This window comes from Faecalicatena orotica (assembly GCF_905197545.1).
Lineage (GTDB): Bacteria > Bacillota > Clostridia > Lachnospirales > Lachnospiraceae > Faecalicatena_A > Faecalicatena_A orotica.
In genome coordinates this window covers 1-25029 of record NZ_CAJJZH010000013.1, presented here as the reverse complement: position 1 = coordinate 25029, position 25029 = coordinate 1, and the positions used below count along the sequence as shown (strand labels likewise).

Here is a 25029-nt window from a genome sequence, read left to right as displayed (position 1 = left end):
CAATATAAGTTCATTGCAGGGCCCCCCTTATTGTTAACCATTATTTATATTGTGGTTGACAATTCTCCTTATTTGATTTATACTGGCAACAGATAAAAATGAACAGACACGAAAGGAATACAAACATGGAACAGACTTCAGCCAAGAAAACATTTGTCACCACGAAACAACTTACACTGATAGGAGTCATGACAGCCGTCATCTGTATACTGGCGCCATTTACCATTCCGCTGCCATTCAGTCCGGTGCCGCTGTCGCTGGCCACCCTTGTCATTTACATATCTGTCTTTGTGCTGGGCATGAAATTCAGCACGGTCAGTTTACTCATTTATCTGCTGCTCGGTGCTGTCGGACTTCCTGTTTTCTCTGGGTTCAGCGGAGGCCTCGGTAAATTTGCCGGACCTACCGGCGGGTATCTGATCGGGTATATTTTTGTAGCGATTATCACCGGATACTTTGTCGACCATTTTCCGGGCAGGCTCTCCTTCGCTGCTGTCGGTATGGTACTCGGTTCCCTCATCTGCTACCTGTTCGGTACAGTCTGGCTCGCGGCACAGATGGAATTGTCTTTCTTCGCCGCCCTGTCCGTAGGGGTCCTGCCTTACCTGCCCGGCGACATTATCAAAATCATAGTCGCATGCATTCTCGGGCCCAAACTTAAAAATGCAGTTCACCGCATGGGAAATTAGCACATGATTGTCCACTAATGGTTTTTTCATAAAAGAGGGCCATCCGCACCGGATTATACCGGTATGGATGGCCCTCAAAATTCTTAACTTATATGCCTCTCATCGTCAGCTGAATTCTCTTCTTCTTCAAATCTACGCTCATAACCTTGACATCCACGATATCACCAACACTTACAGCTTCCAAAGGATGTTTAATGTATCTGTCCGTGATCTGCGAGATGTGTACCAAACCGTCCTGATGCACCCCGATATCCACAAACACACCAAAATCAATGACGTTGCGCACGGTTCCTTTGAGCACCATGCCTTCCTTGAGGTCCTTCATGTCAAGCACGTCTGTACGCAGGATCGGCTTCGGCATCTCATCACGTGGATCGCGTGCCGGCTTCTCCAGTTCTTTGACAATGTCCCTCAATGTAATCTCTCCGATTCCGAGTTCTTCCGCCAGCTCCTTATAATCTCTGATCGTCAGAGAAAGCCCTGTCAGGTTGCCGCCGGTAATGTCTTCCGGCTTAAATCCCTGCTTTTGCAGAAGTTTTTCCGCCGCTTCATAAGACTCCGGATGGACGCCTGTCGCATCGAGCGGATTTTTCCCGTCCATTATTCTCATGAATCCGGCGCACTGCTCAAACGCTTTCGGCCCCAGCTTTGCTACCTTCAGCAATTCTTTTCTGCTCGTAAACCTTCCGTTTTCTTCTCTATATGTCACAATATTCTTTGCAATCGTCCCCGTAATGCCGGAAATGTAGGAAAGAAGCGGTGCAGAAGCCGTGTTCAGATCGACCCCGACTTTATTCACACAGTCTTCAACAACACCATTTAAGGATTCACCCAGCTTTTTCTGGTTCATATCGTGCTGGTACTGGCCGACCCCGATTGACTTCGGATCAATCTTAACAAGCTCTGCCAGCGGGTCCTGAAGCCTTCTCGCGATAGAAGCCGCGCTTCTCTGTCCGACATCGAACTTAGGAAATTCTTCAGATGCCAGTTTACTTGCCGAATATACAGATGCTCCTGCCTCATTTACAATGACATACTGGACCTTCTGTGGAATCTCCTTCAGAAGCTCCACAATAATCTGTTCAGACTCTCTGGAAGCCGTCCCGTTTCCAAGAGAAATCAGTGTGATGTGGTACTTCTCTATGATCTTCTTTAAAAGGTCCTTCGATGCCTTTATCTTCTGCGGTGTGGTCGGGGCTGTCGGATATATGACTGTCGTGCCAAGCACCTTTCCTGTCTCATCTACAACTGCCAGCTTACAGCCTGTACGGAAGGCCGGGTCCCATCCGAGCACTACCTGCCCTGTAATCGGCGGCTGCATCAGAAGCTGGTGCAGGTTCTTGCCGAACACCTCGATTGCTCCATCCTCGGCCCTTTCCGTGAGTTCATTCCTGATTTCTCTTTCTATGGCCGGGGCGATCAGACGCTTATAACTGTCCTCAGCCACCTCTTTTAACACTGGTGTTGTATACGGGTTTTCCCTGATAATCGTTTTCTTTTCCAGATAACGGATAATATCTTCTTCCGGAGCCTCAATCTTCACCGCCAGTATCTTTTCCTTCTCACCGCGGTTTAAAGCAAGTATCCTGTGCCCCGCAAGCTTGCCGACAGCCTCCTCAAACTCATAATACATTTCATATACAGACTCAGCTTCCGCATCCTTTGCCACAGAAATCAGTTTCCCTTTCTGCATCGTAATCTTCCTTATCCAGCTTCTGTAATCTGCTTCATCAGAAATGGATTCGGCGATGATGTCCTTTGCCCCGGCAATCGCATCTTCCACACTCTTGACGCCCTTCTCCTCTGAAAGATACTTTTCTGCTTCCTTTTCAAGCGGGACTTTTGTCTGCTGCAATATAATCACCGCCGCAAGCGGCTCCAGCCCCTTCTCTTTCGCAATCGTCGCGCGCGTCCTTCTCTTCGGCCGGTATGGACGGTATAAATCCTCCACGACAACCAAAGTCTCCGCCGCCAGAATCTGCGCTTTCAATTCCGCCGTCAGCTTGCCCTGTTCCTCAATGCTGGATAATACCTGCTCCTTTTTCTCCTCAAGGTTCCGCAGATAAATCAGGCGTTCATACAGCTTTCGAAGCTGCTCATCGTCCAGGGAACCTGTCACTTCTTTTCTATAACGCGAGATAAAGGGAATCGTGTTTCCCTCATCAATTAAATTAACCGCCGCGTCTATCTGCCAGCGCTTCACATCCAGTTCTTCTGTCAATCTCTGATTAATGTCCATATAATCTGTACCTCTCCTTTTTACTCCTGGCATATGACTCAAAGAATCATAACGCTTTCTATTATACAGGAAATCCCCTTTCCTTTACAACACATTTACCTATGTTTTCCTTCTTTAAATGATAAATTGTTTTACTAAAACTAAAACATAGTATGGCTGTAACCTCATCCAGAGATTACAGCCATACTGTGTTTTGTCTATCTTAATATACTTCCGATCCAAACGGCATCAGCGCCAGCTTTGCCAGTTTAAACTGCTGCATTCCAAATGGAATTCCCACAATTGTCACGCAGAGCAGTGCACCAATAACCAGTGATTCCAATGCCAGCGGTATCCCGGATACGATCATCCAGATAATGTTCAGAAGCATGGACCCCGCTCCCCCGCCATAATGGACTTCCTTCCCAAACGGGAAAAAGCTAAGTGCCGCAAACTTAAAACACTGCATCCCAACCGGTATCCCGACGATCGAAATACACCACAACACTCCTGCGAGCATCCAGCTCAGTCCGCTGATACAGCCTCCAAATATAAACCACAAAACATTTCCCAGACATCCCATTAAGCCTCAGCCTCCTTTCCGAGCATCAGCTGCTTCTCCCATTTCATCAGGTCCGCAACCATCTGCTCCACACGTTCTATCGCGTAATTTAATTCATCCTTCGCCTCGTTAATCTTAGACTGTACAAGCCAGTCTGCAATAATACCATCAAAAAAGAAATCAGCAAATGTTAGGAAGTCATCTATCTGTATTGTAAAATTATATGGCAGTTCGATGTCTTTTAGTTCACATTGAAAAAGTTCTAAATGACATCTTGCCTCCTCCAGCCTTTCTCCTGCATCATCCAGTTTGGAGTGCTTTACCAGATCAACAAGGAAGCCGCCTCCAAGTAAATCTGCAACGCCCCAGTTTCCAGCGCTGTTCAAAGCCTCTTTCGCCGCCCTCATGCTGTTCAGGGCTTTCTTCCCGGCGATAATCGCCTCATTCATTTCCACAATGTTTTCCTTTTCTCTCATCATTAGAATCTCCTTTCCGGTGCTCTTCTTATGCAGCAGACAGGTGTATCTTCAGAGATTTCTGTGAAATAAAAAAGACCCTTATTCACGACATGTCTGCCGCAATAAAAGTCTTGCACATCTCATTTGATACGGATACCTCTCGGTATCGGGTGACGGTTTCAAACCCACCTTTCGGTGTTCGGCTACTCCCTTTTACTTGCTTGTCTTGAAATATACCACCTTTCCGGCTGATTGTCAATAAAATAACGAAATATAATTCTTAAGATTTCTTTAAAACTTATCATATGCATCTTTCCCTGAAACTGGTATACTATTCAGGTAATTAAAGCCAGTTTAAGAATCGGAGAAACAAAATGGAAAGAGTTTTAACCTACCACATAAAAGAGGCGGAAAACGGCCTGCGCATAGAACAATATCTGAAGCATTACGGATATTCCAGACAGAATTTTACGGATTTAAAGAAGATGGAGCAGAGTATCCTTGTAAACGGTGAATGGTACTATCTGAAACAGAAGTTAAGCACCGGTGATATTCTGACGGTCCATATAAAAGAGGCAGAGTCCTCTGAAAACATCCCCCCGGTGCAGCTTCCGCTGAATATCGTTTACGAGGATGAAGATATTATCGTCATCAATAAAGCCGCCGGTATGCCGATTCACCCATCTATGAACAACTACACGAATTCTCTCGCCAATGGCCTTGCATGGTATTACCAGTCTCAGGGGAAGCCTTTTATCTTCCGCTGCACAAACCGTCTGGACCGCGATACCTCCGGACTCACAGTCATCGCAAAGCACATGCTCAGTTCCAGCATCCTTTCTGGCATGGCGGTCCGAAAGGAAATCAGAAGGGAATATCTGGCCGTTGTCCGCGGACAGGTTACACCTCCAGAAGGAACGATCAATGCGCCTTTATCCAGAAAATCCGGTTCCATCATCGAGAGAATCGTTGATTTTGAAAATGGAGAAAATGCCGTGACACACTATAAAGTTGTCGATAAAAAAAATGGGCACAGCCTTGTCTCCCTCGAGCTGGAGACAGGCCGCACCCACCAGATACGCATTCATATGAAATATCTGGGTTTCCCGTTAGTTGGTGATTATCTTTATAACCCGGATATGGAATATATCCACAGACAGGCGCTGCATTCCCACCGCCTGTCCTTCCGGCATCCCATAACCGGAGAAGACATGTATTTTACTGCACCTCTGCCCGACGATATGCAGCAGATCTTGAGTTACTATTCACGGGGCCGTGCACCGCGCTGCACGGCATCCGAGCCAATAAAGTGATGGCCTCGGGCATCTGGTTCCTCGCCTTTAGGCGACTTAAAATGAACCAGATGCCGTTACTATGCATGGCCTCTGGCCGTGAATAGTAACGATCTTGACGTCCGTATTATAGGTTCGAATAACCCATCAGTGATGTGTCCACCGCTTTGGCCGCTTCACGTCCTTCCCTGATTGCCCACACAACCAGTGACTGGCCTCTGTGCATATCTCCCGCGGTAAATACCCCCGGGACGGATGTTTCATACTGCTCTGCCTTTGTCTTTACATTATTGCGCCCATCTGTTCCTACCTGAAAAGCTTCTGTGACATAAGCCTCACTCCCGGTAAATCCTGCCGCAATCAGGACAAGATCGGCAGACACCGTTTTCTCGCTGCCTTCAACCGTAACCATATTCAACCTGCCGGTTTTCTTATCCTTAACCGGTTTAAGGCTGACTGTCACTGCCTGTGCCACTTCTCCTTTCTTATTTCCTGTAAACGAAGCCACCGTTGTCTGATATACACGTGGGTCTCTTCCAAATAATGCCGCGGCCTCCTCCTGCCCGTAATCAGTCTTTAAAACACGGGGCCATTGTGGCCACGGGTTATCTGCCGTCCTTGTATCGGGTGCCTGCGGCATCATTTCCAGCTGGGTAACAGATTTTGCACCAAGCCGGATGGCAGTGCCTACACAGTCGTTTCCAGTATCGCCTCCGCCTATTACAAGCACATTCTTGTTTTTCGCCAGATGATAAGGCACCTTCCCGAAATTGGAATCCAGAAGTTCCTTCGTCACTGCCCCCAGGAAGTCTACCGCAAAATAGATTCCTTTCAGTTCTCTCCCCGGCACCTTAATGTCCCGCGGACTGGATGCTCCACAGCAAAGCACGACTCTGTCATATCCTGCCTTCAGTTCGGCAGGCATCACGTCCTTTCCGATATCTACCCCTGTTTTGAATGTAATCCCTTCCTCCTCCATGAGACGGATTCTGCGGTCAATGACCTCTTTCTCCAGCTTCATATTAGGAATCCCATATCTGAGCAGGCCCCCGACGCGGTCACTTTTTTCAAATACAGTTACGAGGTGTCCCCTCCTGTTTAACTGCTGGGCACACGCAAGTCCAGCCGGACCGCTTCCGACTACAGCCACTTTCTTTCCCGTACGGACTGCCGGAATCTGGGGCTTCACCCACCCGTTTGCAAATGCACGGTCAATAATGGCATGCTCGATCTCTTTCGTTCCCACTGGTTCCCCGTGCAGGTTGCAGGTACAGGCAGCTTCGCACAGCGCTGGACACACTCTGGATGTAAACTCGGGAAAACAGAGTGTCTGTGACAGGCGCAGGTACGCCTGCTTCCATTTACCCTGATATACAAGATCATTTGTTTCCGGCACAAGATTGTGCAGGGGGCAGCCGGAAACCATCCCGCCAAGCATCGCGCCTGACTGGCAGAACGGAACTCCGCAGTCCATACAGCGTGCCCCCTGCTTCTGCTGTTCTTCCTCAGGCAGGTAGTTCTTAAATTCCCGGAAGTGCCGGACTCTCTTTTTCGGTTCCTCCATCCCTGCATATTTTCTATCATATTCTATAAATCCTGTCGGTTTTCCCATTTTTTACATTCCTCCCTTCTGGAAATTTTCATTGAATGCTTCCAGCTGTGCCCCTTCCGGTTTCATTCCCTGTTCTTCCAGTCTGGCTGCTATCATTATCATCTTCTTATAGTCATTTGGAATGATCTTTTTAAATTTAGGAATGTATGTTTCAAAATGCTCCAGTATTTCCATTCCTTTCTCTGAAGCCGTTGCCTCAACATGCCCGGTGATCATCTGGCGGAGTTCCTGAATGTCCGGTTTTGTCTCCACATTTTCAATCGAAATCATCTCTTTATTCAGGTTTTTATATAATTCATTTTCCTCATCCAGAACATAGGCCACACCACCGCTCATGCCTGCCGCAAAGTTCTTTCCCGTCCGTCCTAAGACTACTACACGGCCTCCGGTCATATACTCACAGCCATGTTCTCCCACACCTTCCACAACTGCATAAGCCCCGGAATTACGAACGGCAAAGCGTTCTCCTGCAACACCGCTGATATAGGCTTTACCGCCTGTCGCACCATAAAGGGCGACATTTCCCACAATCACGTTTTCATCCGCCCTGTAGTTCCTCTGTTTTGGAGGATAGAGTATTAGTTTTCCACCTGACAGTCCCTTGCCCATATAATCGTTACAGTCACCGCAAAGCTTCAGTGTCAGTCCCTTCGGGATAAATGCCCCGAAGCTCTGTCCTCCTGCTCCTTCGCAGTTTACCGTGATGGTATCTTCATCCAGTCCGTGATGGTGCTGTCTTGTGATTTCCGCCCCTAGTATTGTACCAAAGGCACGGTCCGTATTCGTCACGGCCACATCGACAGTGGCTTTTTCCTTTCGCTCTACAGCCTTCTTCAGTTTTCCCAGCAGGATTTTCTCATCCTTTGTATCCTCCAGATGGAACTGGTAGACCTTATCCGGATTGAAGATTCTTTCTTTGCCTTCTGCTGCAAATGGATTATTCAAAATGGCGCTCAGGTCGATCTGTGATGCTTTTGGATTTTGTGCATGCGCCTTCACCTTCAGCAGATCCGTGCGGCCTGTCATCTCATCCAGTGTACGCACTCCGAGCCGGGCCATGTATTCCCTCAGTTCCTCGGCAATGAATCTCATGAAGTTTACAACATACTCCGGTTTTCCACGGAATCGTTTCCGAAGCTCCGGATTCTGGGTGGCAACCCCTACAGGGCAGGTATCGAGATTGCAGACACGCATCATCACACATCCCATTGTCACGAGCGGTGCCGTGGCAAATCCAAATTCTTCTGCCCCGAGCAGTGCCGCAATGGCGACATCGCGGCCGCTCATCAGCTTTCCGTCTGTCTCAATCATGACCCGGTCACGCAGCCCGTTCATCAGCAGTGTCTGATGTGTTTCCGCCAGTCCAAGCTCCCACGGCAGTCCTGCATTATAGATAGAACTCTGTGGCGCCGCCCCTGTTCCGCCGTCATATCCGGAAATCAGGATGACCTGTGCCCCCGCCTTTGCAACTCCCGCCGCAACGGTTCCCACACCGGCCTCGGAGACTAATTTGACAGAAATCCTTGCATACTTGTTCGCATTCTTCAGATCGTAGATCAGCTCAGCCAGGTCCTCGATAGAATAAATATCATGGTGCGGCGGCGGAGAAATCAGGCTCACCCCCGGTGTGGAATGTCTGGTTTTGGCAATCCACGGGTATACCTTTCTGGCTGGCAGGTGCCCGCCTTCTCCCGGCTTCGCACCCTGTGCCATTTTGATCTGGATTTCCCGCGCGCTGACCAGATAGCGGCTGGTCACGCCAAAGCGCCCCGAAGCCACCTGCTTGATTGCAGAACAGCGGTCTACTTCACTTCCCGCACTGTCCAGACGTTCCTCACTCTCACCGCCTTCACCCGTATTCGATTTACCGTGGAGGATATTCATAGCAACCGCAAGCGTCTCATGTGCCTCTTCCGAGATAGAACCATATGACATAGCCCCTGTCTTGAAGCGTTTTACAATCTCATCCACACTCTCGACTTCTTCGAGCGGAATTCCTTCCTCCGGATATGCAAAATCCATAAGGCTGCGAAGGTATCCGCTCTGCTCACTGTCCACCATCTTCGTATACTGCTTAAATAAATCATAATCTCCCCGCTTTGTAGACTCCTGAAGTGTATGGATCGTCTGAGGGTTGTAACGGTGTGCCTCCCCCTCACTTCTGCTCTTATGGATTCCCATGCTCTTGAGTTCCAGATCCACCGGCAGTCCCAGCGGGTCAAAAGCCCGGGAGTGATTCAGGTCAACGTCTTTTTCAATATCCTTCAGCGTGATTCCGCCCACACGGCTGACTGTTCCCGTGAAATACTTGTCAATCACCCCGGCCGATATCCCGACTGCCTCAAATATTTTTGCCCCCAGATAGGACTGTATCGTAGAAATTCCCATCTTAGATGCTATTTTCACAATACCGTGGGTGACTGCATAAGTATAATCGTCAACAGCCGCATAGTAATCCTTATCCAGCATCTTATTATCGATCAGCTCCTTGATTGTATCCTGCGCAATATAAGGATTCACCGCACAGGCACCATAGCCGAGAAGCGCCGCAAAGTGATGTACCTCCCTCGGCTCCCCAGACTCCAGAATAATCGACAGCGCCGTCCTCTTTTTTGTCTTTACCAGATACTGGTGCACTGCGGAAACTGCCAGCAGGGAAGGCATCGCAATATGATTTTCATCCACTCCCCTGTCTGAAAGCACCAGTATGTTCGCCCCGTCCTTATATGCTTTGTCAACCTCTACAAACAGGCGGTCGATGGCCCTGTCCAGACGGGAGCTTTTATAATATGTGATTGGTACAACCTCTACCTTAAAGCCCTTCACGTTCATGTTCTTAATCTTTAACATGTCAGTATTTGTCAGGATCGGATTGTTGATCTTCAGCACCTGGCAATTCAGAGGCTGTTCTTTCAGTAAATTCCCGTCCCGGCCCACATAGACCGTCGTGCAGGTCACAATCTCCTCGCGGATCGCGTCAATCGGCGGATTTGTCACCTGTGCAAAGAGCTGTTTAAAATAATTAAAAAGCGGCTGGTGTTTTTCAGAAAGTACGGCCAGCGGCGTGTCCGCCCCCATAGCCGAAGTTCCCTCGGAACCATTTAAGGCCATGCTGTAAATAGACTGGCGGTACTCTTCATAAGTATAACCGAACGCTTTCTGCATTCTGGTCAGTTCTTCCCCCCGGTACTCTTCTACACGCTGATTCGGAATCTTCAGGTCTTTCAGTTCAAGCAGGTTGCTGTCCAGCCATTCACCGTACGGCTGTTTCTTTGCATAGATTTCTTTCACCTCTTCATCACTGAAGATGCGTCCCTTCACGGTATCCACAAGCAGGAGTTTCCCCGGGTGGAGACGTTCTTTCACTACAATCTCCTCCTCAGGCACCGGGATGACGCCCACCTCTGATGAAAGAATGATATCTCCATCCTTCGTAATATAGTATCTTGAAGGTCTGAGCCCGTTTCTGTCCAGAACCGCCCCCATCACGTCACCATCGGAAAACAGGATAGATGCCGGCCCGTCCCAGGGCTCCATCATCGTCGCATAATATTGATAGAAATCCCGTTTGTCCTGTGATATCGTCTGATTGTTCGCCCAGGGTTCAGGGATGGTGATCATTACTGCAAGAGGGAGGTCCATCCCATTCATCACAAGGAACTCAAGCGTATTATCCAGCATGGACGAGTCAGATCCGCGTGTATCCACGACCGGCAGCACCTTATGGAGCTGATCCTTCATATAGTCGGATGCCATCGTCTCTTCTCTGGCAAGCATCTTGTCTGCATTTCCACGGATCGTATTGATTTCCCCGTTATGTACAATCAGCCGGTTCGGATGAGCCCTCTCCCAGCTTGGGTCTGTATTTGTACTGAAACGGGAGTGTACGGTGGCAATCGCAGATTCGTAGTCTTCATCCTGCAGGTCCGTATAAAAGGTCCGAAGCTGGTCTACCAGAAACATTCCTTTATAAACGATCGTGCGGCTGGACATAGACGCCACATAAGTCGTGTCATTGCTCTGCTCAAAGACCCGGCGGGCAATATAAAGCATCCTGTCGAACATAAGCCCCTTCTCGACATGTTCCGGTTTTTTCACAAAAGCCTGCACAATATCCGGCATCTTCGCCCGCGCCTTGTGTCCTAAGACACCCGGACATACAGGGACCTTGCGGAATCCCAGAAATTCCATACCTTCCTTCTCCACGATAATCTCAAACATCTTTTTAGCCTGACTGCATTCCAGCTCATCCTGGGGGAGGAAGAGCATAGCGATTCCGTATTCCCTCTCCCCGCCGATCTCAATTCCTTCCTGCTTACAAGCCTTAGAAAAAAATCTGTGGGAAATCTGAAGCAGGATTCCTACTCCATCTCCGGTTTCTCCCTCGGCATCCTTCCCTGCCCTGTGTTCAAGCCGTTCCACAATTTTAAGTGCATTTTCAACAGTCTTATGGCTTTTTACCCCCTTACTGTTCACAACCGCGCCAATTCCACAGTTATCATGCTCAAACTGCTGTCTGTACAGACCTTCTTCTGTTCTCATAAATAAAAACCTCCATCATTTCTTTCCATTTCCTATGAAACAAGAAAGGCGCCGGAAGTCTGTGCTGTTAATAGCACAGATTACCGACGCCTTTGCCGCAGATCATATTCACATCTTCCACCAGCCCCTGAGAAACTTTCAAAAATCAATTCTCCTAAGGCAGGCAAAAAATTATGAAACTACTATATCTTATTTTCAGAAATTTGTAAATCCCCAATTTTTGGGGATTGACTTTTTCGGGAAATCGTGCAATACTATACGCCAGAAAGCAAAGGCGCTTTGGATAACCCTATCCAAGGTGCCTTTTCATATTTTATAAGAGGTGTAAAAACGATGAAATTATATTCTGACCCTAAAATAAAAGAAGCCTGCGGTGTATTCGGTATCTATTCTCTTTCCGGCGAACCTGCTGCCGAATCCATATACTACGGGCTCTCGTCCCTCCAGCACCGCGGCCAGGAATCCTGCGGCATGGCAGTATGTGACACAAGGGGGCCGAAAGGAAATATGAATGCCCATAAAGGGATGGGGCTTGTAAACGAGGTATTTAATGAAGATATACTGAATACGCTCCAGGGCAATCTTGGAATCGGACACGTGCGCTACTCCACAACAGGGGCCGCTTCTATTAATAACGCGCAGCCCCTTGTCCTAAATTATATCAAAGGAACTCTGGCCCTTGCACATAACGGAAATCTTGTCAATACACGGGAACTGCGTGAGGAGTTGGTACAGACCGGGGCAATCTTCCAGACCACAACCGATTCAGAGGTCATTGCTTATCATATTGCAAAGGAAAGGGTGCATACTCATAATGTAGAAGAAGCAATCCTGCATACAGCAGGGAAAATACGCGGTGCGTATGCCCTGGTCATTGCGAGCCCGCGCAAGCTCATCGGGGTCCGCGACCCTCTGGGATTGAAGCCTCTGTGCCTTGGAAGGTGGGACGATGCCTATATTCTGGCTTCTGAAAGCTGTGCATTGTCTGCCGTCGGCGCAGAATTTATCCGGGATATCAGACCCGGTGAAATCATAACGATTACCTCAGAAGGTATCACCTCCAACTGCCATCTCTGCCAGACTCAGCATGCACACTGCATCTTCGAATATATTTATTTTGCCAGACTCGACAGCACACTGGATGGTGTCAATATCTATGATGCCCGGGTAAAGGGCGGCGCCGCTCTTGCTGCTGCCTATCCTGCAGATGCTGACCTTGTCGTGGGTGTGCCGGATTCCGGAATTCCCGCAGCAAAAGGGTATTCAGAAGCTTCAGGAATCCCGTTTGCACTGGCATTCTACAAGAACAGCTATGTAGGGCGGACATTCATAAAACCGACCCAGAAGGAACGGGAATCAAGTGTCCGGCTAAAATTAAATGTATTAGCTTCCGTTGTTAACGGGAAGCGGATTGTTCTGGTCGATGACTCCATCGTCCGGGGCACAACAATTGCAGGCCTGATACGCATGTTAAAAGGCGCAGGGGCAAAAAGCGTACATGTCCGCATCAGTTCGCCCCCGTTTCTGTATCCATGCTATTTCGGGACAGATGTCCCTTCTAATAAACAGCTGATCGCCTCCTCGCACACTTCCGGGGAAATCTGTAGTATGATTGGCGCTGATTCTCTTGGTTATATGAAATTGGAAGATTTACAGCTTATGACCGGAGATTTGTCTCTCTGTAAAGCATGTTTCGACAGGCAGTATCCGATGGATATTACAGGACATACAGAGGAAAAAATACAGTAATTGCGGGAATGCATGTCATTTTCCGATTACATAAATCAAACGATGCCATATTGAAGCAAGTATTTTGCCTCCGGCATCATCACATTTTTTATGCAAGGGTGCGTAATTCTATTTTCGGGAATACGCACTCTTTTTATTACCAGATTTTCTGGTATCTGCACAGAGAAATGTGAAATAACAGTAGTAAAGGAAGGGAGAATTAACTATGAATGCTTTTTCATCTGTCAACACAATCTGGGTGCTCCTTGGCGCCGCCCTCGTCTTCTTTATGCAGGCCGGTTTTGCAATGGTCGAAACGGGGTTCACCCGGGCAAAGAATGCGGGTAATATTATCATGAAAAACCTGATGGATTTTTCAATCGGCACACCAGCCTTCTGGCTTGTAGGTTTTGGCCTGATGTTCGGAACAGGCAATGGAATCATCGGGTCTATATCCGGTATTGCTTCCGAATCAAATTATGGGGCAGGAATGCTTCCTGACGGCGTGCCTTTCTATGCCTTTTTGATTTTCCAGACTGTTTTCTGTGCAACCGCGGCAACCATCGTGTCCGGGGCTATGGCCGAGAGAACCAAATTTTCGGCATACTGTATATACAGTCTGATCATCAGCCTTGTTGTATATCCTGTATCCGGACACTGGATCTGGGGCGGCGGCTGGCTTGCTGAAATGGGATTCCATGATTTTGCGGGTTCCTGCGCCGTCCACATGGTAGGCGGTGTCGCAGCACTCGTCGGTGCAAAGATCCTTGGCCCCCGTATCGGGAAATATTCAAAGAGCGGGAAGTCGAAAGCAATCCCGGGCCACAACCTGACCGTTGGCGCACTCGGTGTCTTCATTCTCTGGTTTGCGTGGTTTGGTTTCAATGGTGCCTCAACTGTTTCTATGGAAGGAGATGCAATCGTCTCCGCCTCCAAAATCTTCGTGACGACTAATCTGGCCGCAGCAGTAGCTACTGTCACGGTTATGATCCTTACATGGATTCTTTACAAAAAACCAGATGTATCTATGTCCCTCAACGGTTCTCTGGCAGGTCTTGTAGCCATTACCGCCGGATGTGATACTGTATCACCCGTTTCTGCCGCTATTATAGGTATTCTGGCAGGTCTTGTAGTAGTCTTTGGTATTGAATTTATCGACAAAGTATGCCGCATTGATGATCCTGTAGGTGCCGTAGGCGTACACGGAATGTGCGGTGCACTTGGTACCCTCTGCGTAGGGCTGTTTTCAGACGGAAGCGGCACCGAAGGAAGGGGGCTCTTTACAGGCGGTGGATTCACACAGCTTGGAGTTCAGTTCACCGGGTTTATTGCAACGGCTGCATGGGTTGCCGTAACGATGATCATTGTATTCGAGATTATTAAACATACAATGGGGCTTCGTGTATCCGCCGAAGAAGAGATTGCAGGTCTGGATATCCGGGAACACGGCCTTACAAGCAGTTATGCGGACTTTGTTACCCAGGATGTTATGAATCCGGTTCCTAATGTTATGGGGACTGCTTCCAAAACAGCCCATTCTGCTTCATCCGCATCAGCCGCACAGGCTCCCGCTGAAGCTGCACGCAGCATGGCTGACAGCGCTGTAGGAAAGAATGGAAGTATTACAAACAAGCTGACAAAGGTGGTCATCATTACACGCCGCAACAAGCTGGAAGACTTCATGCAGGCCATGAATGAAATCGGAGTGACAGGAATCACCATCACCAATGTTCTTGGCTGCGGCGTGCAGAAAGGCTCTACTGCTTATTACCGTGGAGTCGAAATGGATATGAATCTGCTTCCGAAGGTCAAGATCGAGATTGTAGTCAGCCTCGTACCAGTCCAGAAAGTCATCGATACTGCGAAGTCCGTGCTCCATACCGGACAGATCGGAGACGGAAAAGTCTTTATCTATGATATAGAAAATGTTGTAAAAATCCGTACAGGCGAGCAGGGATACCTCGCACTGCAGGATACTTCTGACGAAGAATAAAGTTTAGGGTGCCGGAAACAAAAGAACATACAATTCCTGGAATTGGATGACTTTTGTTTCCGGCATTTTTTTATTTTTTTAACTCACGCCCTTGACGAGAGGTTTTTCAAATTATATAATGTAGTTATCAAAACTACATGTCGTGTTAAAGGAAGGTAATATTTATGAAAAGTATAAAAAATATAGAAGTACTTGGAGATTCTCTCTTAAAAGGAATTCAGGTCAATCCGGTCAATAAGAAATATCAGACGAAGAATGACATCGATTTCGATATGTTAAGCCGCGAATACGCTCTGTCCATAAAAAATGACTCACGTTTTGGATGTACTGTCACCAAAGGTGCTCGTATCCTTCTGAAAAAACTGGATACCGGTCTGAATTGTGACGCCGTTGTCATGGATTTTGGCGGAAACGACTGTGATTATAAATGGGCGGAAATTGCAGAGAACCCGGAAGGAGATTTCTCTCCCAATACTCCTTTAAAGCAGTTCATCGAAGAGTATACCTGCTTAATCCAAACATTAAAAAGCAGAGGCATTCTGCCAATACTGACCACACTGCCCCCGCTTGACCCACAGCGGTTCTTCAACTGGTGGTGCCAGAACCTTAATAAGAAAAATGTTATGAAATGGCTCGGCTCAATTGGCCATATCTCGGACCATCAGGCCACATACTCTTCTGCCGTAGAAGCCCTGGCTGCAAGCGAACATGTGCCGCTGATTGATATCCGGTCCGCATTTCTCAGACATGGTACAATATCCGATCTGATCTGCGAAGACGGTACCCATCCTAATTCAAAAGGACAGCAGATTATTACAGGGGTGTTTCAATCATTTGCGGCAGAGAAGCTGCCCGTTGTATTAGTCAATTAAATCATTCTGAAATCTGGATAAATGTTCATAAGGCAGAATTACCCTGCCGCGGTATAATCCACAGCCATCATTTATCAGGCTGTTATCTGCGGCAGAAAACATATTGACGTCAATCTTTGAAAGCTCCAGCTGCTGTAACTGGACAACCCTCTCGTAAGCCTCATCAAAATATATACATTCCCCGGCCGGTACAGCATTTCTTTCTGCGCGCTCATTATCCTGCCGCTTTTCATACCACAGATGATTTGCCGGGCCTATTTCAGCATAATCATCCATCCCTTTCGTGCGCAATTGAACTTCGATATAACAGCGGGCGCTATTATCATAAAAAGTAATGTGAAGTGACTGATAGCCGGAGCTGTTTACATTCGCAATATAGTCTTTATAATAAGGCTGCACAGATTCTTTCAGAAAGGCTGATTTCCTTTCCACCGGACTGCCGGAAACAATTGCAGTAAAACCCCGCTCTTCCAGAAACTCCGGAAGGTAATTTGCAATCTCATATAGATACTTTATTTCTTCCGTTTCCACATCTGTCTCCTCATCAAGGTGGCATTTTGGCATAGAAATTACAATTCTGTAGGCAATCAAATCCCGGAAACAGCTAAGCTTATTCTTCAGTTCCGGAACCGGAGGATACATCCCATGCTCATGATAATAGTCTGATATATATTCCACGACATATCCATTAAACTTTGCCTCTGCCCTGATTAAAGATTTTATCCTCCCTTTAAAGGTAAACGCCAGATACGGGTACTCTGTCGCCATAAACTTATAAAATTCCCTGAGGCGCTGTGATTGAGATGTCAGAAAATCATTATGTTCGAGAAGGTTTGCAATCTGAATTAAAAAGTTGCAGTGCATCAGGTCAACCGGATTATGCGTCCGCCTTGCAGATTCCCGAAGGTCCTCCATGTATTTATACAGGATCTTAATAACTGTATCACCAGAATATAAATAGTCATTTAATTTAATCATTGCAGTGTACCCCGTTTCTTTTTTTCATTAAAAAGAGGCATAGTTCGTAAACTATACCCCCTTGTACTATGTACAGTATAATTAAATGAAAAATAAATGTCAATTATCGCTTTCAATTCACTATGCTTCAAAAATGACAGACCGACCTGTGCGGCCAGATTCTCTAATTGCATCCATCAGGGCAAGCACCCTTCTCGTCTCAGGAATCTGAACCAAAAATTCTGTTTCACCCCAATATGCTTTTCTATAATTTTCAAAATAATCTTTATGATTTGTGTTTACTTCTGGAACAGGTTCAGTCAGAATCTTTCCATCTGGCGGAGGTCCAAAAGAACGTGTAGGACCTGCTGCCGTCATGGTTCTTTTATCGCCTGCATTCTGCAGCAGGCCCGCCGTTCGCACAATTTTCCCTTCCGGACTAAATCCATCAAGATAAGCACTTCCTTTGTTTCCACCGATAAACCAATGGCGCTCGAACCATTTGTCATGCATCTTATCTGTCAAATAATAAGTTCCCAGCTCTACTTCTGCTGTTATATGATTATCAAACCGCATAAGAATCTTAAAGTAATCATCCACTTCATGATTAATGACATTACGAATATCCGCGTAAACATTAGTCAGTTTAGCTTCCGGCATCATAAACAAAATCTGATCCAACAGGTGTACACCCCAGTCATACAACATTCCGCCGCCTTCACGAATATATACATGCCAGTCATGCATGTTGCCGTTAAACCCGTACAAGCTGCTTTTAATAGTATAGATATCGCCTAGTGTTCCCTGATCAACTATCGCCTTTGCTGTACAAAAATCGGGGTCCATCCTTCTCTGATGGTGAACAGTAAATCTCACCCCACACTCTCGCGTTATCCTCATCATATCGTCCAGTTCTTCCAGATTCATAGCTACCGGTTTCTCACAGATTATGTCTTTTCCCGCTCTTGCTGCCTGCAAAGCCAGGTCATGATGCTGGTTGTTGTTCGCGGCAATCAGCACAACCTGTACCTCCGGATCCTGAAACAATTCTTCGTTTGAATGATATCTTTTTATACCTTCCTTCACATCCTCAAGCTGCTTCAAATCTATATCTGAAATTCCAACTACCCGGTAGCCATCCATAACGGTAAGCATCTTCTCATGCTCATGTCCCATAAAACCGTGACCTATAATCCCAATTCTAATGTCTTCCATTATCCCTCTCACCTCTAAACAATTAACAACCTTCTTTGGTTAACATGATGACCAAATTCCGGCATTGAAATTTTACTCTCACAATCAGGATCCAATGCATCCTGCATAACCGGCGGCATGTAGGATGATGTGAAGCAAAATCCCAGTGTCAGGTCATGATACCCCTGCGCCAGTCCACCCTTTTTTTTCACTTTAATAACTGCAGGCTTTGTAACACTCCAATGAGTATCCATATCTGTTTTCATTTCTTCATATGTAAAATCTTTTCCATTAATATTCCAGATAATCTCTTCTCTTTCAAAACGCTCCCCATCTACGAAAAGCGTTCCCGGCCGCAGCTGACTTAAGAATATTCCTCTATAATACGGAAGTCTGACCTTAAACTGAAACCCAGTAACAGCCCCTGCCTCTTCTACATTCCTAAACCCAATTGACTGAATTACGTCCCGTTCTAACATTGTTTACCTCCTAATCTCCCAGACAATTTTTAAGTAAAATGTGATGCTTTCTAAGTGTCTGTCCTACTTCATACCCTTGGTCGTACTTATCATGGCCTTCATACTCACTCAGTAAATACCCGTCCCATTTATGTACCTTCATAATCTCAATAATTTCTTTATACGGAATGGTTGTTTCTTCAAAATCATCACTCATATTGTTGAATTTTGCATGACAGCAATATATGTATGGAAGTAATGGAATAATATCCTCTGGTTTACTTGCAACAAATCCTGGCTGCCTGCGTTCGCCTTCTTTAAAAAAGTTACGAAACAGACCAAAATCAATGTTTAACCCAAAGTGTTTTGTTCCTGTCTGTTCTATGAAATCCACATAATCTGCCACCAGCTTATTGCTTAAATTTGTCGGTGCATGAATCTCCGGACACATTTTAATATTTAATTCTTCCGCAAGTGGAAGAGCCATTTTAATAATCTCGCGCCAGTTCTTAACTGGTTCCAGATCACCTGATATGACAGGCATCTTTGTTCTCATTACTGTAAACCCAAGCCTGGCAGCAAGGCGCATATCCCTCTTAAGCATCTCATAGGACTCTTCTGTTGTCAAATCTCTATGGCCAAGTACATGGGAGTCGATCCAGTTGCCATACTCCACAGGTACTATCTCATATTTATCTAACAGTCTAAACCACTCCTCCACCCATTCATCTGTCGGATTTGGATAGTTTTCAATATGAGTGTTTGCCAGAATTTCCAGACCATGTGCCCCCATATCAAACATATCTTCCAGACAATCTTCTAGGTTTTTGCTTATTCCAAATTCAGCTGAATAGCTATATAATGCAACGCCCCTTTTGGGCCCTTTTTTATTGTATTGATACATAACTGCCTCCTATTTTTCCATCATGTTATTACAATTGTACCTCATGGCCTTCTGCTGCCGCTTTGTAGATGGTGTCAAGAATCTGCGTTACAACGAATGCCTGTTCCGCCTTTACAAGAGGCTCTTTATCTTCTAAAATAGCTTCCAGCCACTGCTTGCATTCTTTATCTGCCGGTGTTCCGCCTCCATTCCCTTCAAAGAATGCAACAGCGCCTGTATCAGAGATATGTTCCTCCGTCAAAATTCCACCTGTTGTCTCATTGATAACCAGATCATAGGCCTTTCCACTCATTCCGCCAATCATTTCTGCCCCTGCTTTTGTCCCGCACAAAGTAGTTGCTGCTTCACGAGAATCTTTTACATTTAAAGCCCATGAAGATTCAAGGAAAATTGTCGCTCCATTTTCCATTTTGATATAGCCAAAGGCAGAATCTTCTACTTCATATGCCTTCGGATCCCAAGGTCCGAACATATTGCCTTCTGTAGCTTCCGGAAGATGTCCTAATTTTTCAAACACAGAACCAGTCACTGTTTTTGGCTTATAGTTGTCCATGCACCACAATGTAATATCCAGCGCATGTGTCCCGATATCAATTAACGGTCCGCCACCTTGTTTTGATTTATCCGGGAATACGCCCCACGTAGGAACAGCCCTTCTTCTTACTGCATGTGCTTTAGCAAAATAAATATCTCCGAGTTTCCCTTCCTCGCAGGCTCTCTTTAGTGCCTGAGCATCTGTACGGAAACGGTTCTGATATCCGATTGTAAACTTTTTACCAGATTTTTTCCACGCATCCATCATCTTCTGTGCATCTTCTGTTGTTGCCGCCATAGGTTTCTCGCACATAACATTTTTCCCTGCCTCAAAAGCTGCAACTGTAATTGGACAGTGTGCTACATTTGGTGTACACACATGTACTACATCAATTTCTACATCTTTTAACAGTTCTATATAATCTGTATATACTTTTGCATTGTCAGCTCCATATTTATCTGCTGCTTCCTTTGCACGTTCCTCCAAAATATCACAAAATGCCACAATCTCGCATTTGTCTGCCTGCTTACTTAATGCCGGGAAGTGTTTTTGGTTTGCAATTCCCCCACATCCTATAACCGCCACCTGTAATTTTCCGTTTTTCATAATCACTGCCTCCTGTTATTTTATTCAGATATTTAGTTTTACTTTTTATTCGGCTGCGTTGCGTACTGCAATCTTTTCTCTAATTTCGTCTGCCTCTTTATCAGTCAGCTTCCAGAATATTAGTGGAAGCAGTCCCGCAGCAATAAAGAAGATTCCCGGAACAAGGTTAGCCGCCATATTAATTCCATGCTGTGCTGTTGATGTAATATTTTTACCTGCAACATAACCAAATGCGGCCATTAACATAACTCCGATGGAACCGCCAAGGGCATTTCCCACTTTTGTTGCCAGTCCATAAAAAGCATATGCAACACCATCTGAACGTACTCCTGTCTTTAAGTCCTGATAATCTACGGAATCCGCAACCATTGACAATGTAGACGGAAATCCAAAGCCAGCAATCGCAAAGAAGACATGGGCAGCAATCACCATCTTGATATTGTCGAACGGCACCATAAATATCCAGATAAGACCAATTCCCTTACCAATCAGGCTGGCAACCAGAACATTCCTTTTACCATGCGCTCCAAGTTTGCGGATTAAATAAGGTGCTATAATATTACCAATAATACTTCCAATTGAAGGCAGTGTCATAAGAAGTGCCATCAATGTAAAATTACCCAGACAGTCTCTCACATAGAATGCCATAATACCAATGCGTCCCATATTTCCTGTCATTTGCAGCAGCATTGTAAGTACAATGATCATAAGATACCTGTTTGTAAAAATTACTTTTAAATTCTTTACAATTGAAACTTTTTCCGTGCTGGTTTTTGGCATGATGACTTCTTTTGAATTCTTAAACACCATAAAAAACATAGGCAGGGAGATTACTGCAAAAATTATCGCTGCAATCGTATAACTACTTCCTGAAATCTGTTCTGTACTTCCTGAAATCTTGACCAATATGATGGACGATGCAAAGTTAATCGTCATCATACCAACCTGCATCCCAATCCCTCTTATAGAATTCAATTTGTTCCGGTCACTGTCATGTGTAGTCATTACACCCGCCATTGCACCGTAAGGGATGTTAACCAATGTGTACAGCATACCAGCCCCAATATATGTAAATATAGCCCATACAATGCCTGCTGTACCATTGCCAAATGGAGAGGTAAATGTTAATACACTAAACAACCCAAGGAACGGGGCCCCAAATAGAATGTATGGTCTGAAACGCCCCCATTTTGTACGCGTTCTCTCTGCAATTCCCCCCATCATAGGGTCATTAATTGCATCCCAAATCTTTGCAGCCATTAAAATTGTTGAGACAGCCAGAGGCGCAAGTCCTACAACATCCATATAGTACACAGTGAGATATGTTCCCACAAAGCTCCATACGAGCTGACTCGCCATATCCCCCAGCCCATAACTGAAAATACTTTTTTTAGAAAGTTTTTCCATATCATTTACTTCCTTTCTTTTCCTTTGTTTTGATATATTAAGTATAGTAAAATAAAACTTATCTGACTTTCCTTTAAAATTTAAATTGCTTTTCATTTTTTGCTAATTTTAAATAAAAACAAATAGAAGGTGCAAAAAACAGCTTCCATTTTTTGCACCTTCTATCTCTTCTAATATTCATTGATATAAACCATTCTCATTTCATGCGGTTCTAGTTCAACTTGGAATTTAATCTTATGATTTTCACTTCTCTCATGATGTATATAAATTTTCGGTATACAAATATTTTTCAAATAATGAATTTCCTCTTTTCCCAATTCTTCCTGATTTCCAAGCAGCCTCCATTCATCCATAATGCTTCCAAAATGACTGTTGATAACTTCTTCTTTTATCATATACTCCTTGTTGTCATCCAGTTCTTCAATAGTAAATTCAATTTTCTCCTTTTCCTCACTTTGAAACACTTTGGATAAATCTAAATGTTCATTTTCTTTCTTAAGGTAATAATAATAACTATAATCCCTGTGATTAAAACACAGGCACGTAATGGTATTCGCTGAATCTCTTGTTACAATATAATTATTTCCTATCCGCAGGATATCCCTGCCTAACTTTTTCATAAATTCGAACGCATAAAAAGATGGTTTCTTAATTCCATCCTTAGTCAGAAGTCCCCCGCCTCCATATATCAGCTTCCTTGAATCATAAAAAGTATCAACAGCATCTGAACCATGCCAGAAACCAATCATATCCGCCAGCTTCCAAATACTTAAAATGAACTTAATAATATAGGTTCCCCTTGCACAACTGTCCTGTAGAATATTACGGTTAGATACACTATTGGACCACTCTGAGATGCATATTTTGCACTCTATGTTTTCATTTTTAAGCAAAGCATGTACCTTTTCCATATACTTTCTGGCGTACAAATAGTCATTTCCCATTTGCAAAGAATAATCTTCCATCATCTTATGAGAATAATCAGCAAAAATTTTCACTGTGAATATTTCTGGAAAAATCCCCCGAGTCTTCAAATCATGAATTACATTTTGAAACTGTACTTCATTGATTTCTCCATGCGGGCTAAGTCCTGCCACCCTCCCATTCCCCAGATTAGACTTAATGATTTTCCAGCCGGCCTCATATGCATCTATATATACATAATCTTTTTCATAATATGGCTCTTTATTCCAGGGAAATTCATAGATCCATTTCTCAAGTACACCCTTGTCATATCTTCTAATCAGATGTTTGATTAGGTGTTCCAGCAGATTCTTCCACTCATCTATCGTTTTCAGATTATACTGCATGTTGGCAGAATAAAGCTCATTATTTCTCCCTGCCATAATCACACGATTACGCTTACCAAAATCTAGCAGGAGCAGTATCTTATTTTGTACAAAAAAGTCAAAGATGCGGTCAAGTGATTCAAAGTTAAAATTTTTCCCGGAAAAATCTGTGGAAATCATAAATTTTTCCGAGAATAGATTCCATATCCTAACATACTTAATGTCCAAAACTTGTTTCAAAAATAAAATATGTTCCTGTATAGCAGCTTCACTGACACACGAAGCCTCCCCTATATTGATAATCTCATTGTGATTCATCCACTGCACATGGTTTGTCTGTACCTTGATTGCCACTTTCTTAATATCCCGGTCTTCTTCCCCATTCTCAATTTTTTCATATAAGTTTTTTCTTAACTCTTCTACTTTGTCATTTTCAATTTTCTCATTATGAGTAAACTCTTCCATCCGTTTTCGAAACTCCGAAGGGGTTATCCCATACTTCTTTTTGAAGATACGATTTAAAACTGAAGGAGTAGAAAATCCACTATCCACAGCAATATTTGTAATTGTTGCGTCGGTTTGGCAAAGTTCATTAGCCGCATTCTCAATTCTCACTTCATTTAAATAATTCACAAAATTCTGACCTGTCTTATTCTTGAAATAACGTGAAAGATATGACTCCGATACCTGGAAATGATCCGCCACATCAGTCAGACTCAAGGTCTCAAAATAGTGGTGATGAATATAATTTAAAATCCGGTCAATCTTTTCACTCATATGTTCTTTCACATACAACTTCATGCTGTTCTTATCTAGTTTATAATTAGCAGACAACTGGTGTATTATCTGAAATAAAATACTGGCCATCTCACTCAAATCTGATTCTTCAATATTTAAATACCGCAAAATCAACGGTTCTATTAGAGCTCGTAGTTTTTTATCCTCCTGAGACGGGTACAGCACAGAGTTACACCGGAATATAATGTATTCATCTCTAATCAGCTTTCTTAGAAGCCGGTAGGGAATCAATATACGAAATACTATCGTATTACAACAGTTAAAAAGTGTATGGTGTTGATTTGGATTTATGACTGCAATATCATCTTTCCCAATCTGATACTCCTGTTCCTCTTTAACAGAAACTCCATTTTCAACAACGTATAGCAATTCCAGATCCTGATGAAAATGTATATTTTCATTAGAAAGATACATTAATTCTATTTTACATCCCTGTATAGTCTCTTGCTTCATCCTCTTCACCTCAATAGTGCAAATAAAAACACCGACAGCCCCTATCAAATAAGGACGTCGGTGAAAATAAATAATGCCGCAGACCGGAATCGAACCGGTACGGGTATCACTACCCACGGGATTTTAAGTCCCGGGCGTCTGCCAGTTCCGCCACTGCGGCATTTCTTTGCAGTACATTACATACTGCAAAATGGGACCTATAGGGCTCGAACCTATGACCCTCTGCTTGTAAGGCAGATGCTCTCCCAGCTGAGCTAAGATCCCATGCTATTAAATTATCCATCGGTAAAGATTATACATCTTTTTTACTCCGATGTCAACGACCCAGAAGAGACTCGAACTCTCGACCTCCGCCGTGACAGGGCGGCGCTCTAACCAACTGAGCCACTGGGCCTTATTTAAAAAAGTGGACCTTCGGGGACTCGAACCCAGGACCGATCGGTTATGAGCCGATTGCTCTAA

The 25029-nt window shown here is 44.9% G+C and carries 17 protein-coding genes and 3 tRNA genes; 5 read left to right on the top strand and 15 right to left on the bottom strand.

Translation table 11 applies throughout. The features are described from left to right. Positions 1–125 precede the first annotated feature (125 nt). Positions 126–689 (top strand): biotin transporter BioY, encoded by a 564-nt coding sequence (locus tag ABIN22_RS20875; protein WP_346910950.1) that lies wholly within the window; start codon positions 126–128, stop codon positions 687–689. Positions 690–777: 88 nt separating this feature from the next. Here the strand turns inward: ABIN22_RS20875 and ABIN22_RS20870 are convergent, their stop codons facing one another. The 3 genes from ABIN22_RS20870 to ABIN22_RS20860 form a co-directional block, all read right to left on the bottom strand. Continuing rightward, positions 778–2928: a Tex family protein gene (locus ABIN22_RS20870; RefSeq protein ID WP_346910948.1), complete on the bottom strand. Its 2151-nt coding sequence runs from the start codon at positions 2926–2928 to the stop codon at positions 778–780. A 202-nt stretch (positions 2929–3130) separates the two neighbouring features. Further along, positions 3131–3490, bottom strand: a complete 360-nt coding sequence (locus ABIN22_RS20865; RefSeq protein WP_109733432.1) for a YccF domain-containing protein — start codon at positions 3488–3490, stop codon at positions 3131–3133. Next, the gene (locus ABIN22_RS20860; RefSeq protein WP_330405442.1) at positions 3490–3948 is read right to left on the bottom strand and encodes a hypothetical protein; all 459 of its coding nucleotides are present in this window, start codon (positions 3946–3948) and stop codon (positions 3490–3492) included. Before ABIN22_RS20860 ends, ABIN22_RS20865 begins: the two co-directional genes overlap by 1 nt. A gap of 353 nt (positions 3949–4301) precedes the next feature. Here ABIN22_RS20860 and ABIN22_RS20855 point away from each other — a divergent pair, with 353 nt between their 5' ends. After that, the gene (locus ABIN22_RS20855) at positions 4302–5240 is read left to right on the top strand and encodes an RluA family pseudouridine synthase (protein WP_346910945.1); all 939 of its coding nucleotides are present in this window, start codon (positions 4302–4304) and stop codon (positions 5238–5240) included. Positions 5241–5346: 106 nt separating this feature from the next. On the opposite strand, the gene ABIN22_RS20850 is transcribed toward ABIN22_RS20855, so the two are convergent. Next, positions 5347–6831 carry a glutamate synthase subunit beta gene (locus tag ABIN22_RS20850; protein ID WP_346910943.1) on the bottom strand — a complete coding sequence of 495 codons (1485 nt, stop codon included), beginning with the start codon at positions 6829–6831 and terminating at the stop codon, positions 5347–5349. Between the two features lie 3 nt (positions 6832–6834). Continuing rightward, positions 6835–11373: a glutamate synthase large subunit gene (gene gltB / locus ABIN22_RS20845; protein WP_346910941.1), complete on the bottom strand. Its 4539-nt coding sequence runs from the start codon at positions 11371–11373 to the stop codon at positions 6835–6837. Between the two features lie 333 nt (positions 11374–11706). Here gltB and purF point away from each other — a divergent pair, with 333 nt between their 5' ends. The 3 genes from purF to ABIN22_RS20830 all read left to right on the top strand — a co-directional run bounded on the left by purF (position 11707) and on the right by ABIN22_RS20830 (position 15966). Next, positions 11707–13122 (top strand): amidophosphoribosyltransferase, encoded by a 1416-nt coding sequence (gene purF, locus ABIN22_RS20840; protein ID WP_346910939.1) that lies wholly within the window; start codon positions 11707–11709, stop codon positions 13120–13122. Between the two features lie 205 nt (positions 13123–13327). Next, positions 13328–15094, top strand: a complete 1767-nt coding sequence (locus ABIN22_RS20835) for an ammonium transporter (protein WP_346910937.1) — start codon at positions 13328–13330, stop codon at positions 15092–15094. Between the two features lie 164 nt (positions 15095–15258). Then, positions 15259–15966, top strand: a complete 708-nt coding sequence (locus ABIN22_RS20830) for an SGNH/GDSL hydrolase family protein (RefSeq protein ID WP_346910935.1) — start codon at positions 15259–15261, stop codon at positions 15964–15966. On the opposite strand, the gene ABIN22_RS20825 is transcribed toward ABIN22_RS20830, so the two are convergent. The 10 genes from ABIN22_RS20825 to ABIN22_RS20780 form a co-directional block, all read right to left on the bottom strand. Further along, a complete protein-coding gene (locus ABIN22_RS20825; protein WP_346910933.1) occupies positions 15955–16944 on the bottom strand; it encodes a RelA/SpoT-related domain-containing protein in 990 nt (329 codons plus the stop codon). The two genes, ABIN22_RS20830 and ABIN22_RS20825, sit on opposite strands and share 12 nt — an antisense overlap. Positions 16945–17064: 120 nt before the next feature. Next, positions 17065–18138: a Gfo/Idh/MocA family protein gene (locus ABIN22_RS20820; protein WP_346910931.1), complete on the bottom strand. Its 1074-nt coding sequence runs from the start codon at positions 18136–18138 to the stop codon at positions 17065–17067. A gap of 14 nt (positions 18139–18152) precedes the next feature. Further along, entirely contained in the window at positions 18153–18596 is a 444-nt protein-coding gene (locus ABIN22_RS20815; RefSeq protein WP_346910929.1) for a C-glycoside deglycosidase beta subunit domain-containing protein, read from the bottom strand. Positions 18597–18606: 10 nt separating this feature from the next. Further along, positions 18607–19479, bottom strand: coding sequence for a sugar phosphate isomerase/epimerase family protein (locus ABIN22_RS20810; protein WP_346910927.1), 873 nt, complete (start codon positions 19477–19479; stop codon positions 18607–18609). A gap of 28 nt (positions 19480–19507) precedes the next feature. After that, positions 19508–20620, bottom strand: a complete 1113-nt coding sequence (locus tag ABIN22_RS20805) for a Gfo/Idh/MocA family protein (protein WP_346910925.1) — start codon at positions 20618–20620, stop codon at positions 19508–19510. A 45-nt stretch (positions 20621–20665) separates the two neighbouring features. Continuing rightward, the gene (locus ABIN22_RS20800) at positions 20666–22027 is read right to left on the bottom strand and encodes an MFS transporter (RefSeq protein ID WP_109733388.1); all 1362 of its coding nucleotides are present in this window, start codon (positions 22025–22027) and stop codon (positions 20666–20668) included. 170 nt (positions 22028–22197) lie between these two features. Further along, positions 22198–24093 (bottom strand): GH39 family glycosyl hydrolase, encoded by a 1896-nt coding sequence (locus ABIN22_RS20795; RefSeq protein WP_346910922.1) that lies wholly within the window; start codon positions 24091–24093, stop codon positions 22198–22200. 548 nt (positions 24094–24641) lie between these two features. Beyond that, positions 24642–24727, bottom strand: a tRNA-Leu gene (locus ABIN22_RS20790). Between the two features lie 31 nt (positions 24728–24758). Next, a tRNA-Val gene (locus ABIN22_RS20785) sits at positions 24759–24831 on the bottom strand. A gap of 56 nt (positions 24832–24887) precedes the next feature. After that, positions 24888–24961 (bottom strand) — tRNA-Asp (locus ABIN22_RS20780). Positions 24962–25029: the final 68 nt, after the last annotated feature.

What these genes read in the sequence shown, in the direction of transcription:
- ABIN22_RS20870 (WP_346910948.1), bottom strand. Translation starts at nt 2,928, where the DNA reads ATGGACATTAATCAGAGATTGACAGAAGAACTGGATGTGAAGCGCTGG.
- ABIN22_RS20860 (WP_330405442.1), bottom strand. Translation starts at nt 3,948, where the DNA reads ATGATGAGAGAAAAGGAAAACATTGTGGAAATGAATGAGGCGATTATC.
- ABIN22_RS20810 (WP_346910927.1), bottom strand. Translation starts at nt 19,479, where the DNA reads ATGTATCAATACAATAAAAAAGGGCCCAAAAGGGGCGTTGCATTATAT.
- purF (WP_346910939.1), top strand. Translation starts at nt 11,707, where the DNA reads ATGAAATTATATTCTGACCCTAAAATAAAAGAAGCCTGCGGTGTATTC.
- ABIN22_RS20855 (WP_346910945.1), top strand. Translation starts at nt 4,302, where the DNA reads ATGGAAAGAGTTTTAACCTACCACATAAAAGAGGCGGAAAACGGCCTG.
- ABIN22_RS20805 (WP_346910925.1), bottom strand. Translation starts at nt 20,620, where the DNA reads ATGAAAAACGGAAAATTACAGGTGGCGGTTATAGGATGTGGGGGAATT.
- ABIN22_RS20815 (WP_346910929.1), bottom strand. Translation starts at nt 18,596, where the DNA reads ATGTTAGAACGGGACGTAATTCAGTCAATTGGGTTTAGGAATGTAGAA.
- ABIN22_RS20850 (WP_346910943.1), bottom strand. Translation starts at nt 6,831, where the DNA reads ATGGGAAAACCGACAGGATTTATAGAATATGATAGAAAATATGCAGGG.
- ABIN22_RS20875 (WP_346910950.1), top strand. Translation starts at nt 126, where the DNA reads ATGGAACAGACTTCAGCCAAGAAAACATTTGTCACCACGAAACAACTT.
- ABIN22_RS20830 (WP_346910935.1), top strand. Translation starts at nt 15,259, where the DNA reads ATGAAAAGTATAAAAAATATAGAAGTACTTGGAGATTCTCTCTTAAAA.
- ABIN22_RS20865 (WP_109733432.1), bottom strand. Translation starts at nt 3,490, where the DNA reads ATGGGATGTCTGGGAAATGTTTTGTGGTTTATATTTGGAGGCTGTATC.
- ABIN22_RS20820 (WP_346910931.1), bottom strand. Translation starts at nt 18,138, where the DNA reads ATGGAAGACATTAGAATTGGGATTATAGGTCACGGTTTTATGGGACAT.
- gltB (WP_346910941.1), bottom strand. Translation starts at nt 11,373, where the DNA reads ATGAGAACAGAAGAAGGTCTGTACAGACAGCAGTTTGAGCATGATAAC.
- ABIN22_RS20800 (WP_109733388.1), bottom strand. Translation starts at nt 22,027, where the DNA reads ATGGAAAAACTTTCTAAAAAAAGTATTTTCAGTTATGGGCTGGGGGAT.
- ABIN22_RS20825 (WP_346910933.1), bottom strand. Translation starts at nt 16,944, where the DNA reads ATGATTAAATTAAATGACTATTTATATTCTGGTGATACAGTTATTAAG.
- ABIN22_RS20795 (WP_346910922.1), bottom strand. Translation starts at nt 24,093, where the DNA reads ATGAGTGAAAAGATTGACCGGATTTTAAATTATATTCATCACCACTAT.
- ABIN22_RS20835 (WP_346910937.1), top strand. Translation starts at nt 13,328, where the DNA reads ATGAATGCTTTTTCATCTGTCAACACAATCTGGGTGCTCCTTGGCGCC.